Source organism: Pseudomonas kielensis (assembly GCF_014236655.1).
GTDB lineage: Bacteria > Pseudomonadota > Gammaproteobacteria > Pseudomonadales > Pseudomonadaceae > Aquipseudomonas > Aquipseudomonas kielensis.
Genome location: NZ_JACMYG010000003.1, coordinates 259,150 through 272,574, shown reverse-complemented (window position 1 = coordinate 272,574; position 13,425 = coordinate 259,150). Strand labels below are relative to the sequence as shown.

Sequence of the window (13,425 nt, the reverse complement as noted above, 5' to 3'; positions counted from 1 at the left end):
CTGTTTTTTATTGTTTTGAAAGGTAACAGCCACACTAACCGATCCGCTGGTGAATGCAATCAGACCATTGGGTACCCCAAGCCTGAACCAGGCTTGGCGAGCTATCCGCGATAAATCAACCGTGAAGCCTTTTCATTGCGCAGCGTCAGCGCCTCCATGCCCGGCCCCGGCGCCTCGGCTTCTTCCCGGGCCTTGAGGATCACCCCATGGTGCGCCGACTTGCTGCACACCGGGTCAGCGTTGGCGGCATCCCCCGTGAGCATGAACGCCTGGCAGCGACAGCCACCCAGGTCCTTGTGCTTTTCATCGCAGGAACGGCACGGCTCCTTCATCCAGGCGTCACCGCGAAAGCGGTTGAAGCCGAACGAGTCATTCCAGATGTGCTCGATGCTGTGCTCGCGCACGTTGGGAAACGCCACGGGCAATTGCCGGGCGCTGTGGCACGGCAACGCGGTGCCGTCCGGGGTGATGTCGAGAAACAGGTTGGCCCAGCCGTTCATGCAGGTTTTGGGACGCTCCTCGTAGTAGTCCGGGGTGACGAAAATCAGTTTGCACGGATGGCCCTGGGCCTCGAGCCGCTGGCGGTAAGCCTGGGTGACCGCCTCGGCGCGCTCCAACTGGTCGCGGGTCGGCAGCAGGCCCACCCGGTTGAGTTCGGCCCAGCCATAGAACTGACAGGTGGCCAACTCGACAAAGTCAGCCTCCAGCTCCAGGCACAGCTCAATGATCTGCTCGATACGGTCGATATTGTGCCGGTGGGTGACAAAATTCAGCACCATCGGGTAACCCTCGGCCTTGACCGCCCGGGCCATGGCCAGCTTCTGGGCGAAGGCCTTGCGCGAGCCGGCGAGCATGTTGTTCACCGCTTCGTCGGCGGCCTGGAAACTGATCTGGATATGGTCCAGCCCAGCCACCTTGAAATCCCGCACTTTCTGTTCGGTCAGGCCAATGCCCGAGGTGATCAGGTTGGTGTAGTAGCCCATGTCCCGGGCGGCCTTGATCAGCTCGGCGAGGTCCTGGCGCACCAACGGCTCGCCACCGGAAAAGCCCAGTTGCGCGGCGCCCATGTCGCGTGCCTGGCGGAACACCCGGATCCACTCGGCGGTACTCAACTCCTCACCGTGCCGGGCAAAATCCAGCGGATTGGAGCAGTAAGGGCATTGCAGCGGGCACCGATAGGTCAGCTCCGCCAGCAACCATAGCGGGGGGCCGGGTGGCGCCTCACTCAATCCAGAATTGCGCATGGGCCACCTCCAGGAATGCCAGGACATCCTCGTCGATCCCCGGCACCCCGGGGAAACTCGACGTCAGCTGGGCAATGATCGCCGCCACACTGCGCTGGCCGTCCACCAGGCTGAGGATCTGCCCGGCACTGGCGTTGAGCTTGATCATGCCCTCGGGGTACAGCAGCACGTGACAGTCCTGGCGCGGTTCCCATTGCAGGCGAAAACCCCGGCGCAGCAGCGGTGCCTGTTCGCGTTTGATCAGGCTCACAGGGCGATCCCCCGGTGCCAGACATTGGCGGCGGTCACCGTGTGGTACGGCGGGCGCTCCAGTTCGTAGGCCAGGCTCATGGCATCGAGCATGCTCCACAGCACATCGAGCTTGAACTGGAGGATCTCGAGCATCCGTTGCTGGCCGGCGGCGGTGACGTAGTGCGCCAGGGTGATCTGCAGCCCGTGCTCGACATCGCGACGGGCCTGGCCCAGGCGTGTGCGGAAATACTGGTAGCCGGCCGGGTCGATCCAGGGGTAATGCTGGGGCCAGGCATCCAGGCGCGACTGGTGGATCTGCGGGGCGAACAGCTCGGTCAGCGAACTGCTGGCCGCTTCCTGCCAGCAGGCGCGCCGGGCGAAATTGACATAGGCATCCACGGCAAACCGCACCCCCGGCAACACCAGTTCCTGGGACAACACTTGCTCGCGGGTCAGCCCCACGGCTTCGCCGAGGCGCAACCAGGCTTCGATCCCGCCTTCGCTGCCCGGCGCGCCATCGTGATCGAGCAGGCGTTGCAACCACTGGCGACGCACGTCGCGGTCCGGACAATTGGCCAGGATCGCCGCGTCCTTGAGCGGGATGTTCAACTGGTAATAGAACCGATTGGCGACCCAGCCCTGGATCTGCCGGCGAGTGGCACCCCCGGCGTACATGGTTTGGTGGAATGGGTGATGGATGTGGTAATAGGCGCCCTTGGCACGCAGGGCCGCTTCGAATTCGCTGGGGGTCATTGCCTGGTCAATCATGGTGCTTCTCCTCGCGGTTCGGTGGGGTCTGGGGGCATCGCGGGCAAGCCCGCTCCCACAAGGGTCCGAGTCAGCCTGCTCGCGAAAGGCCCTACAGGTCGATGTGCAGGCCGTCATAGGCCACTTCGATCCCGCGCCGCTCAAGCTCCGCCCGCTCGGCCGAGTCCGGGTCGAGGATCGGGTTGGTGTTGTTGATGTGGATCAGCACCTTGCGCTGGCGTGGGAACCCCTCCAGCACCTCCAGCATGCCGCCCGGGCCGCTTTGCGCCAGGTGCCCCATGTCGCGGCCCAGGCTCTGGCCGACTTCGCACAGGCGCATCTCGTCATCGCGCCACAGCGTGCCATCGAGCAACAGGCAATCGGCGCGCTGCATCCAGCCCAGCAACTCGTCGTCGACCTGGCCCAGGCCCGGGGCATAGAACAGCGAAGCACCGCTGCGCCGGTCCTCGATGAACAGGCCGATGGTGTCACCCGGCTGCGGATTGCCACGATTCGGCGAATACGGCGGTGCGTTGCTGACCAAGGGGATGGCCCGGAACTCAAGGTGCGCGCAAGCAGCGATGCTGAACGGTGCGCGGTCCAGGCCGATGGGCTGCCACTGCAGGCCGCCGTTCCAGTGGGTCAGCATGTTGAACAGGGGAAAACCGCTGCTCAGGTCCTGGTGGACCCGCTCGGTGCACCACACGGCGTGCGGACAACCTTCGCGCAGGCTCAACAGGCCGGTGCAGTGGTCGATCTGGCTGTCCATCAGGATGATCCCGGCAATCGCCGTATCCCGCAGCTGGCGCGCGGGTTGCAGCGCAGGGAAACTTTCCAGTTGCACGCGGATGTCCGGCGAGGCGTTGCACAGCACCCAATCCACACCGTTGTCACTCAAGGCAATCGACGACTGCGTCCGCCGTTGCGCCCGCAGGCTGCCCGCGCGCACGCCGGCGCACTGGCGGCAATTGCAATTCCACTGCGGAAAACCGCCACCGGCGGCGGAACCGAGGACACGGATGTGCATGGGCATTGCTCCAGATGGCAGGCCCGGCCAACGCAACGGCTGGCCGGGTGGTCAATCAACGGTTGGCGAAATACATCGTCACTTCGAAGCCAATGCGCAGATCGGTAAACGCGGGTTTAGTCCACATGGGTCATTCCTCTTCTTGTGCCGGGCGATTCCGGTACACGCATTAATGCACGGGGCTTGAGGTGACCGAATGCTACTTTCGAAGGAGCTGGCGGGGTGATTTGGTAGGGGGTGTTTGCCCGATTTTCAGAAACACCATCCGACCTGTGGGAGCTGGCCGGGCGGCGCTCCGCTTGCCCGCGATAGGCATAGGTATCTACACAACTGTGGTGCGACGTCCGAGTACATATCCATTTCTTCGGTAAAGACCACCTATGGTTCCGCTCTTACAGCGGCTCACTTTTGAGAGCGCAAAAGTAAGCAAAACGCTCTTACCCCACCACTCGGCACCTCGCTTGGGCTCGGTGTTCCCTCACTCCGGCTTGAATCCGTGGGCCGCCGCCACGCGCCATCCATGGCGCGGGGCGGCTAACCCGGCGTCCTGCCGGGTTGCCCACGGCTTCAAGCCTGCGTTCGGCCAGCGTGGTTAACGGGGCGCCCAGGATCAAAAGCCAGAGCCAGAGCTAAAGCGAAAGCAAAAGCCAGATCAAAAGATGGCTGACTTCGTCAGCGTCTGAGGAAGTAGAAGCTACACCGCGCATGCCCTAGCGATCAGGTCGGCTCTAAGGCCGCCTCGCTTTGTTTTTGATTCTGGGCGCCCGTTAACCACGCTGGCCGGAGTCCGATATTGATTTGGGGGGTAAACCGGCAGGACGCCGGTTTAGCCGCACTGGGCCAGGGATGGCCCAGTGCGGCGACCCCCCAAATCAATGTCGGAGTACGGGCATGCCGAGCCTAAGCGAGGCACCAAGTGGTGGGGCAAGAGCCTTTTGCTTACTTTTGGCTGGGCCGGCATTCCGGCTCCCAAAAGTGAGCCGCTGTAAGAGCGGAACCATAGGTGGCCGTTACCGAAGAAATGGATATGTACTCGGTCTAATCCAACACCACGGACGGCCCAGAGACCGCCACGGTAGCAAGCTCCTCCCTCGCCACAGGCCGCTACAAAGTTGTGTAGATACCTATGCCCATCGCGGGCAAGCCGCAAGCGGGCGCCCGCTCCCACAGGTTTTGTGTCGTGCTCAGGTAATCAGAAGAACCCCAACGGGTTGATGTCGTAGCTCACCAGCAGGTTCTTGGTCTGCTGGTAGTGGTCGAGCATCATCTTGTGGTTTTCCCGGCCAACCCCGGACTTCTTGTAGCCACCAAACGCGGCATGAGCCGGGTACAGGTGGTAGCAGTTGGTCCACACGCGCCCGGCCTTGATCGCCCGGCCCATGCGATAGGCGCGGTTGATGTCGCGGGTCCACAGGCCGGCACCGAGGCCGAACTCGCTGTCGTTGGCAATCGCCAGGGCCTCGGCTTCATCCTTGAAGGTGGTGACACCCACCACCGGACCGAAGATTTCTTCCTGGAACACGCGCATCTTGTTGTGGCCCTTGAGCAGGGTCGGCTGGATGTAATAGCCGCTGGACAGGTCACCCTCCAGGCGCTCGGCCGCACCGCCCGTGAGCAGTTCGGCGCCCTCCTCCTGGGCAATCTGCAGGTACGAGAGGATCTTGTCGTATTGCTGCTCGGACGCCTGGGCGCCGACCATGGTCTCGGTGTCCAACGGGTTGCCGCGCTTGATCTTGACGATCTTCTTCATCACCTCGGCCATGAACGGCTCGTAGATCGACTCCTGCACCAGCGCCCGTGACGGGCACGTGCACACTTCGCCCTGGTTGAAGAACGCCAGCACCAGGCCTTCGGCGGCCTTCTCGATGAACGCAGGCTCGGCATTCATGATGTCTTCGAAGAAGATATTCGGCGACTTGCCGCCCAGCTCCACCGTGCTCGGAATGATGTTCTCGGCGGCACAATGCATGATGTGCGCGCCCACCGGAGTCGAGCCGGTGAAGGCGATCTTGGCGATACGCTTGCTGGTGGCCAGGGCTTCACCGGCTTCGCGACCAAAACCCTGGACGATGTTCAGCACGCCAGCAGGCAGCAGGTCGGCGATCAGTTCGGCGAAGACCATGATCGACAGCGGCGTCTGCTCGGCTGGCTTGAGCACGATGCAGTTGCCGGCGGCCAGCGCCGGAGCGAGCTTCCAGGCAGCCATCAGCAGCGGGAAGTTCCACGGGATGATCTGCCCGACCACGCCCAGGGGTTCGTGGAAGTGGTAGGCGGTGGTCAGTTCATTGATTTCGGCAGCACCGCCTTCCTGGGCGCGGATGCACCCGGCGAAGTAACGGAAGTGGTCGGCGGCCAGCGGAACGTCGGCGTTGAGGGTCTCGCGCACAGCCTTGCCGTTGTCCCAGGTCTCGGTGACCGCGAGGATTTCCAGGTTCTGTTCGATGCGATCAGCAATTTTCAACAACACCAGGGAGCGGTCCTGGGCCGAAGTCTTGCCCCAGGCATCGGCCGCGGCGTGGGCGGCATCCAGGGCGCGGTCGATGTCGGCGGCGCAGGAGCGCGGGAACTCGGCGATCACCTCGCCGGTGACCGGCGAGGTGTTGGTGAAGTACTGGCCATTGATCGGGGCGACAAATTCGCCGCCGATGAAATTGCCGTAGCGCGGCTTGAAGCAAACAACAGCGCCTGGGGTACCGGGTTGTGCGTAGATCATGCTGGGCCTCTGTCTTGGTCGATGCCTGTCGGCAAACAGGCGATGCACCGATAGTAGAGAGCCCCGCGAGCCAGACGTATGCGCCGTTGGCAGGGGGGCTCTCATTATTTGGTCGTAGATTTCACACAGATCACTGTAGGAGCGAGCATGCTCGCGATGAACCCGAGAACGCCGTGGGGTGTCAGGCTTCCAGCGTTATCGTTAACGACCATCGCGAGCGAGCTCGCTCCTACAGGTTTGTGGTGGATCAGTGCTTGGCCACCAGCTCCTTCGGCAACTTGAAGGTCCAGAGCATGCCGCCCTGGTTGAAATCCTTGATCCGCTTGGCCACTTCACCGCCCCACAGGGGTACGGCGCCGCCCCAGCCCGAGAGCACCGAGACGTATTGCTCGCCGTCCATTTCCCAGGTCACGGGTGAACCCAGTACCCCGGAGCCGGTCTGGAACTCCCAGACTTTTTCCCCGGTCTTGGCGTTGAACGCCTGCAGGAAGCCTTCCGGCGTGCCGGTGAACACCAGGTTGCCCTTGGTGGTCAGCACCCCGCCCCACAGCGGCGCGAAGTTCTTGTGGCGCCAGACTTCCTTGCCGGTTTTCGGGTCGATTGCCCGCAGCACGCCAATGTAGTCTTCGTTCAGCGGCTTGATGGTGAAACCGGCACCGAGGAATGCCGCGCCTTTTTTGTAGGCGATGCCTTCGTTCCAGATGTCCATGCCCCACTCGTTGGACGGCACATAGAACAGCCCGGTGTCCTTGTTATAGGCCATCGGCATCCAGTTCTTGGCCCCCAGGAACGCCGGCGCGACAAACACCGAACTGCCCTTGGCCTCGCTGCCGGGAGCACCCGGACGGCTGGCTTCGTTGTAGATCGGCCGGCCGTCTTTATCCAGGCCGGTGGCCCAGGTGATCTTGTCGACAAACGGGAAGCCGCGGATGAACTTGCCGTTGGTGCGGTCCAGCACGTAGAAGAAGCCGTTGCGGTCGGCGGTGGCGGCCGCCTTGATCTCTTTGCCGCCTTCGTTGTAGTTGAACGACACCAGTTCGTTCACCCCGTCATAGTCCCAACCGTCATGGGGGGTGCTCTGGAAATGCCACTTGATGGTGCCGTCGTCCGGGTTGAGGGCCAGGCGCGACGAGGAGTAGAGGTTGTCGCCAGGGCGCAGGTGCGAGTTCCACGGAGCCGGGTTACCGGTGCCGAACAGCAGCAGGTTGGTTTCCGGGTCGTAGTAGCCGCCCAGCCACGGGGCCGCGCCGCCGGTCTTCCACAGGTCGCCAGGCCAGGTCTTGCCCGCTTCACCACCGGAAATGCCGTTTTCCACGGCCTTGCCGTCCTTGTAGACATAGCCCATGTGCCCTTCGACCGTTGGCCGGCTCCACAACAGATCGCCGTTTTTCGGGTCGTAGGCTTCGATCTTGCCCACCACGCCGAACTCGCCACCGGCGACCCCGGTGATCAGCTTGCCGTTGATCACCAGGGGCGCGGCGCTGATGGAGTAGCCTTCCTTGTGGTCGGCGACTTTCTTGCTCCAGACCACTTTGCCGGTGTCCTTGTTCAAGGCCACCAGCTTGGCGTCGAGGGTGCCGAAGAACACCAGGTCGCCGTACAGCGCCACGCCACGGTTGATCACGTCGCAGCAGGGACGGATGTCATCGGGCAGGCGCGCATCGTATTGCCAGAGTTTCTTGCCGGTGCGCGCGTCCACCGCAAACACCCGCGAGTAGGAGCCGGTCATGTACATCACGCCGTCCTTGATCATCGGCTGCGCTTGCTGGCCACGCTGCTTTTCGCCGCCGAAGGAGAATGCCCAGACGGGCCGCAGATCCTTGACGTTACTGACGTTGAGGGTGTCCAGCGGGCTGTAGCGCTGACCCTGGACGCCCAGACCGTTGGTGACAATCTGCTCCGGGTTTTTCGGATCCTGGAGAATGTCCTGGTCGCTGACGGCGGCCAGGGCCGTGCCGGACAGCAGCATGGCACTGAGCAGTGCACACAGGACGAAGGGTTGGCGACGTGCGGGTTGGGTCATGGCGGCTACCTCTGCGGTTTTTGTTATACCCGGGAAATTTTCCCGGTCTGGTGCAGATTCTTGGGCGCCACCGCCCTGGCAACAATTGCCCGCAGTGTGGAGATTGTTAGTTCCTTGGTAGGGGGTCCGATTCCGATTCCCGTACCACGCGGCCCCGTAGCGCGGTGGCGTGGCGCGGCAGTGCGGTGGCACGGCGTGGTCAGTGGGGTGGTGCGGGGTTACTGGCCATTAGACGCGGCGTCAATCCGCTTCATCTGCTCACGCTCATAGCGCGGGTACAAATGACTGACGCTGCGGATCAATTCATAGCGGCTGAGGTTGATGGCGGCGAAGCGCTCGGGGATGGGGCTGCGGATCATCTCGCCCATGTCACTGCCGTTGGCGGCGCCGTCACGCAGTAACTGGTCGAGCCAGGCCAGGTAGTCACGCATCTGCTCGAACGGTCGTGCATCGTTGGCCACCGGCCCGTGACCGGGCACCACCTGCGTCCAGGGCAAGCCCTGCAGGGTGGCGATGTCGGCCAGCCACACCGACAATCCCGGGCTGTTGGGCGTGGTCAGGGCCCGCTGATAAAACACCAGATCACCGGCAAACAGCACGCCGGTTTTCTGGTCGAGAATAGCCAGATCTGCGCCGGTATGCCCACCCAGGCTCAGCAGTTGCAAATCGTGATTCCCAAAACGGTTCACTCCCGGCGCCAGGGCCTGGGTCGGCAACACCACTTCGGTGCCGCGCATCCAGTCGCCGACCATCCGGTACATATTCTCGGCCATGGCGTCCCCCTGCTGTTGCAGGAGCACGGTGGTGCCGGGCAACGCGCCAATGGGCACGTCGCTGAACGCCTGGTTACCCAGCACGTGGTCAGGGTGATGATGGGTCAACAGCAACTGGATCACCGGCTTGTCGGTGACCGCTGCAATCGCCTTGCGCATCGCTTCGCCGTAGCGTTTGGAAGGCCCGCTGTCGATCACCACCACCCCTTGGGTGGTGACGATGAACGCGGTGTTGACGATGTTGCCGCCATTGGCCTTGGCAAAATTGTCGGTGCTGCCCTCCAGCAGCCAGGTGTCTTCGGCGATCTGCCGCGGGCTGAGCGCATAGTCCAGATCCGCCAGGGCGGGCAGGCTCAGCGACAGGCACAACAACAGCATCCAGCGCATCACGTACTCCTTGGGCTCAGGGCAGGGTTGCGGAAAATTGGTTGCCGCTGTTGTCACGCAGCAGCAGGCGCGTCTGCCCTGCCCCTTCGATATCGAAGGCCAGGCTGGGGTTTTCGCTGACCGCCGGGAACAGCTCCAGGCGGGCCATGAGCCGGTCGTCCTGGTCGCGCAGTTCAGCGTGGTTGAGGAAAAATTCCGGGATCCCGCCCACCATGCCGTTGTCCATCGGATGGGCCACTTGCAGGCGCAAGCGGCTGAAGTGGTCCCGCGGATAACGGCCGCCGAGCACTTCACCGATGTGCTCTTCCCAGCCTGGCTGGGTGCGCACCACGCTCGGCGCCGTGCAGCCGCCACCCGCGGCGTCGATCAGGGTCGAGCCAACGTGCCACAGGCCGTCCCGGGTCTGTACCGCCGCGCGCAGCGGCGTGGCCTGCTCGATACGGATGCGGATCGCCAGCCACGGCAGCACCCCGTCCAGGGGTTCGAAGTCGACGATCTTGGGCAAGGGATTCAACTCGGCCCAGGCGAGGATTCTCACCACCTCGCCCTTGAATGCCCGGGCGTCGATTTCCAGCGGCACCTGGCGCGCGTCCTCGGCGAACGGCGGCGCCAGCAGCTTGACCCGCTCATCGAACACGAACGGCGCATCGCCCAGCATCTGCTTGTGATAGAAGGCCCACATCACCGACGGCACCGGGTCCGGCCCTGGGTCGACCGGCGCGGCCGCCGCCAGCAACGGCAGCCAGCAGGCCAACAGACAACACGCTCGCCAGTTCATCGCAGCTCCTATTGATACATCTCGGGCACGTCGTAGCGCAGGCCGTAATGGCTATAAAGGGCTTGCACCACACCCTCGCGGATCAACCCTTCCAGCGCCTCTTCGACGGCGTAGGCCAACTGACGGTTGCTCTCGTGCACCGCCATGCCGATTTCCCAGCGTTGTTTACCCATGTTCGGGTAGGCGTTCTCGGCCAGCGCCAGTTGCGGGTCGGCGGCTTGATGCAGTTGCCAGTCGATCTCGCCACGCATGGCCATGACCGCATCTACTTGACCGGCCTGCATGGCGGCAAACGCCTGGGGCACACCGGGATAGTGGCGGGTGTTTTTCGCCAACATGCCGTTGAACACCGAGGTCAGGTAGAACGAGGGCACGCTGTCGACCTCGACCCCGATCGGCTGGTATTCGAACACCGCGACACTGGCCACCTTGTCCAGCCGGCGGCGGTCAAAAGCCACCTGCCACTGTTCGCTCTGGTACGGTCCGAACATCACCACATGGCCGTTTTCCAGTTCGCCCAGCTCGTTGCGTTTCTGTGCAAAGTCGCGGTCGTAGGGCACGCGCATCATCAGGTCGGCCAGTTGCTGGTTGTGCAGCGCACTGGCACGCCAGATGTAATCGCGCAGGTCGTCGTCGAGCTTTTCCCCGGCCGGTGCCCAGATCAGTTGCAGCCGTACACCCAGGGCCTTGGCCAACGCCTGGGCCAGCTCCACATCGACCCCACGGGGTTGCCCGGTTTCCTCGAAGCTGTAGGGAGCAAAGTCCTTGTACACCGCCACCTTCAATTCGCCGGCGGCGATCATTTCGTCATACGTTCGGACCTGGGCCTGCGCCGCCGGGCAACACAGCAGCAGCGCACTGATCAACACCGCGAGCAGGCGCATGGGCTTACTCCTCGACGTGCACGCTGTCCAGGTAGGTGCGCACGGCCCACAGGGCTTCCTGGCTCAGGTAGTCGGCCATCTTCGGCATGTACACCCGACCGTCACGCACCGCGCCGTGGCGCACGCGCTCGACGAACCACTCATCCCCGGCATCGCCTGCGTCGAGCATGCGCAAGTCAGGGGCAATCCCCCCGGACTTGGCTTCCAGGCCATGACAGGCGGCGCAGTTCTGGTTGTAGGCCGATGAGCCGATGGCCACGGCCTTGTCGTGCTCCGGCGAACTGCGGTACGGGTTCACCGCGGCCCAGCCATCGCCATCCAGCGTCACGCCGGCATCCTTGACCGGGGTCAGGCCCTGGGTCTCGACGGCTTGTGGCACCACGTTGCCGTGGGCCCAGGCCGAACCTGCAGAGATAAAGCCGGCCAGCAGTCCGGCCACGAGCAAGGCGTTGCGTTTTGTTGTCATTGTTATGCCCTCAGGATTGCACGCAAAACCTCTTGGCAGAGGCTATGGCAGCCATCTTAGAAAGCCCTTGGCACAAGCCCCATGCTGCTTTGGTGGCCGCGTTCTACTCCCTTGGTAGTAGGGCTTGTGACGCACACCCAATTCATGGCCCGGCCGGGAACTCTTCCCGGCCACAGCGGGACTTTTTCCGTAGGCGCCACCGAGGCGGCGCAGCAACCTGTGCAGGCCAAAACCTCCACTGGGAACTGCAACCATGACAATAAGATCGCTACCCGCCCTTTCCCCCTTGACCCTCGCCGTGCAGGCTTTCCTGCTGGTGGGCAGCCTGTCCCTGAGCGCCACCGGGTACGCTGCCACCGCCCCGAGCAGCGCCAAGGTGAGCTGGGAAGACATTGCCAACGACCACCTGACCACCAAGGACGTGCTGCAATACGGCATGGGCACCAACGCCCAGCGCTGGAGCCCGCTGGCCCAGGTCAACGACCAGAACGTGTTCAAGCTGACCCCTGCCTGGTCCTACTCCTTCGGCGATGAAAAACAGCGCGGCCAGGAGTCCCAGGCCATCGTCAGCGACGGCGTGGTGTACGTCACCGGTTCCTACTCCCGGGTCTTTGCCCTCGACGCCAAGACCGGCAAGCGCCTGTGGACCTATAACCATCGCCTGCCGGACAACATTCGTCCGTGCTGTGACGTGGTCAACCGTGGCGCGGCGATTTTCGGCGACAAGATCTACTTCGGCACCCTCGACGCGCGGCTGATCGCCCTCGACAAGAACACCGGCAAAGTCGTCTGGAACAAGAAATTCGGCGACCACGCCGCCGGCTACACCATGACCGGCGCCCCGGTGCTGATCAAGGACAAGACCAGCGGCAAGGTGCTGCTGATCCACGGCAGCTCCGGTGATGAATTCGGCGTGGTCGGCCAACTGTTCGCCCGCGACCCGGACACCGGCGAAGAAGTCTGGATGCGGCCTTTCGTCGAAGGCCACATGGGCCGCCTGAACGGCAAGGACAGCACCCCCACCGGTGACGTCAAGGCACCATCCTGGCCCGATGATCCCACCACCGAGACCGGCAAGGTCGAGGCCTGGAGCCATGGCGGCGGCGCCCCTTGGCAGAGCGCCAGTTTCGACCCGGAAAGCAACACCATCATCGTCGGTGCGGGCAACCCCGGCCCCTGGAACACCTGGGCGCGTACCTCCAAGGACGGCAACCCCCACGACTACGACAGCCTCTACACCTCAGGCCAGGTCGGGGTCGACCCGAGCACTGGCGAGGTCAAGTGGTTCTACCAGCACACCCCGAACGACGCCTGGGACTTCTCCGGCAACAACGAGCTGGTGCTGTTCGACTACAAGGACAAGGACGGCAAACTGGTCAAGGCCACCGGCCACGCCGACCGCAATGGCTTCTTCTACGTGGTCGACCGCAACAACGGCAAATTGCAGAACGCCTTCCCCTTCGTCGACAACATCACCTGGGCCAGCCACATCGACCTCAAGACCGGGCGGCCGGTGGAGAACGAGGGCCAACGTCCGGCCAAGCCCCTGCCAGGGGAAACCAAGGGCAAGCCGGTGGAAGTCTCGCCGCCGTTCCTCGGCGGCAAGAACTGGAACCCCATGGCCTACAGCCAGGACACCGGGCTGTTCTACATCCCCGGCAACCAGTGGAAAGAGGAATACTGGACCGAAGAGGTCAACTACAAGAAGGGCTCGGCCTACCTGGGCATGGGGTTTCGCATCAAGCGCATGTACGACGATCACGTCGGCACCCTGCGCGCCATGAACCCGACCACCGGCAAAGTGGTCTGGGAACACAAGGAAGCCTTGCCGCTGTGGGCCGGCGTGCTGGCGACCAAGGGCAACCTGGTGTTCACCGGCACCGGCGACGGGTTCTTCAAGGCCTTCGATGCGAAAACCGGCAAGGAGCTGTGGAAGTTCCAGACCGGCAGCGGCATCGTCTCGCCGCCGATCACCTGGGAACAGGATGGCGAGCAGTACATCGGCGTGACCGTTGGTTACGGCGGTGCGGTGCCGTTGTGGGGCGGCGACATGGCCGAACTGACCAAGCCGGTGGCACAGGGTGGCTCGTTCTGGGTGTTCAAGATCCCGAGCTGGGATAACTCGACCGCCAAACGCTGACCCAGTAGGAGC

12 protein-coding genes are annotated in these 13,425 nt (G+C 63.4%); 1 reads left to right on the top strand and 11 read right to left on the bottom strand.

Features of this window, described 5'->3' with window-relative positions; all coding sequences use genetic code 11:
* Window positions 1–101: 101 nt before the first annotated feature.
* The 11 genes from pqqE to pedF all read right to left on the bottom strand — a co-directional run bounded on the left by pqqE (window position 102) and on the right by pedF (window position 11,273).
* Window positions 102–1,244 carry a pyrroloquinoline quinone biosynthesis protein PqqE gene (pqqE, locus tag H7995_RS04520; RefSeq protein WP_166591605.1) on the bottom strand — a complete coding sequence of 381 codons (1,143 nt, stop codon included), beginning with the start codon at window positions 1,242–1,244 and terminating at the stop codon, window positions 102–104.
* Window positions 1,222–1,494: a pyrroloquinoline quinone biosynthesis peptide chaperone PqqD gene (pqqD, locus tag H7995_RS04515; protein ID WP_166591604.1), complete on the bottom strand. Its 273-nt coding sequence runs from the start codon at window positions 1,492–1,494 to the stop codon at window positions 1,222–1,224. Before pqqD ends, pqqE begins: the two co-directional genes overlap by 23 nt.
* Entirely contained in the window at window positions 1,491–2,243 is a 753-nt protein-coding gene (gene pqqC / locus H7995_RS04510; protein WP_166591603.1) for a pyrroloquinoline-quinone synthase PqqC, read from the bottom strand. Before pqqC ends, pqqD begins: the two co-directional genes overlap by 4 nt.
* A gap of 91 nt (window positions 2,244–2,334) precedes the next feature.
* Window positions 2,335–3,249 carry a pyrroloquinoline quinone biosynthesis protein PqqB gene (gene pqqB / locus H7995_RS04505; RefSeq protein ID WP_166591602.1) on the bottom strand — a complete coding sequence of 305 codons (915 nt, stop codon included), beginning with the start codon at window positions 3,247–3,249 and terminating at the stop codon, window positions 2,335–2,337.
* Between the two features lie 55 nt (window positions 3,250–3,304).
* Entirely contained in the window at window positions 3,305–3,376 is a 72-nt protein-coding gene (pqqA, locus tag H7995_RS04500; RefSeq protein ID WP_003253598.1) for a pyrroloquinoline quinone precursor peptide PqqA, read from the bottom strand.
* Between the two features lie 1,065 nt (window positions 3,377–4,441).
* Window positions 4,442–5,962, bottom strand: a complete 1,521-nt coding sequence (gene exaC / locus H7995_RS04495; protein ID WP_185818050.1) for an acetaldehyde dehydrogenase ExaC — start codon at window positions 5,960–5,962, stop codon at window positions 4,442–4,444.
* A gap of 247 nt (window positions 5,963–6,209) precedes the next feature.
* A complete protein-coding gene (locus H7995_RS04490) occupies window positions 6,210–7,985 on the bottom strand; it encodes a PQQ-dependent methanol/ethanol family dehydrogenase (protein ID WP_182344607.1) in 1,776 nt (591 codons plus the stop codon).
* A gap of 218 nt (window positions 7,986–8,203) precedes the next feature.
* A complete protein-coding gene (locus tag H7995_RS04485) occupies window positions 8,204–9,145 on the bottom strand; it encodes a quinoprotein relay system zinc metallohydrolase 1 (RefSeq protein WP_166591599.1) in 942 nt (313 codons plus the stop codon).
* A 16-nt stretch (window positions 9,146–9,161) separates the two neighbouring features.
* Window positions 9,162–9,923: a quinoprotein dehydrogenase-associated SoxYZ-like carrier gene (locus tag H7995_RS04480; protein ID WP_166591598.1), complete on the bottom strand. Its 762-nt coding sequence runs from the start codon at window positions 9,921–9,923 to the stop codon at window positions 9,162–9,164.
* Between the two features lie 8 nt (window positions 9,924–9,931).
* Entirely contained in the window at window positions 9,932–10,807 is an 876-nt protein-coding gene (locus H7995_RS04475) for a substrate-binding periplasmic protein (protein WP_185818049.1), read from the bottom strand.
* A gap of 4 nt (window positions 10,808–10,811) precedes the next feature.
* Window positions 10,812–11,273, bottom strand: coding sequence for a cytochrome c-550 PedF (gene pedF / locus H7995_RS04470; RefSeq protein WP_166591596.1), 462 nt, complete (start codon window positions 11,271–11,273; stop codon window positions 10,812–10,814).
* Between the two features lie 253 nt (window positions 11,274–11,526).
* On the opposite strand from pedF, the gene exaA reads away from it, so the two are divergent.
* Window positions 11,527–13,413 (top strand): quinoprotein ethanol dehydrogenase, encoded by a 1,887-nt coding sequence (gene exaA / locus H7995_RS04465; protein ID WP_166591595.1) that lies wholly within the window; start codon window positions 11,527–11,529, stop codon window positions 13,411–13,413.
* The last annotated feature ends 12 nt before the right edge of the window (window positions 13,414–13,425 follow it).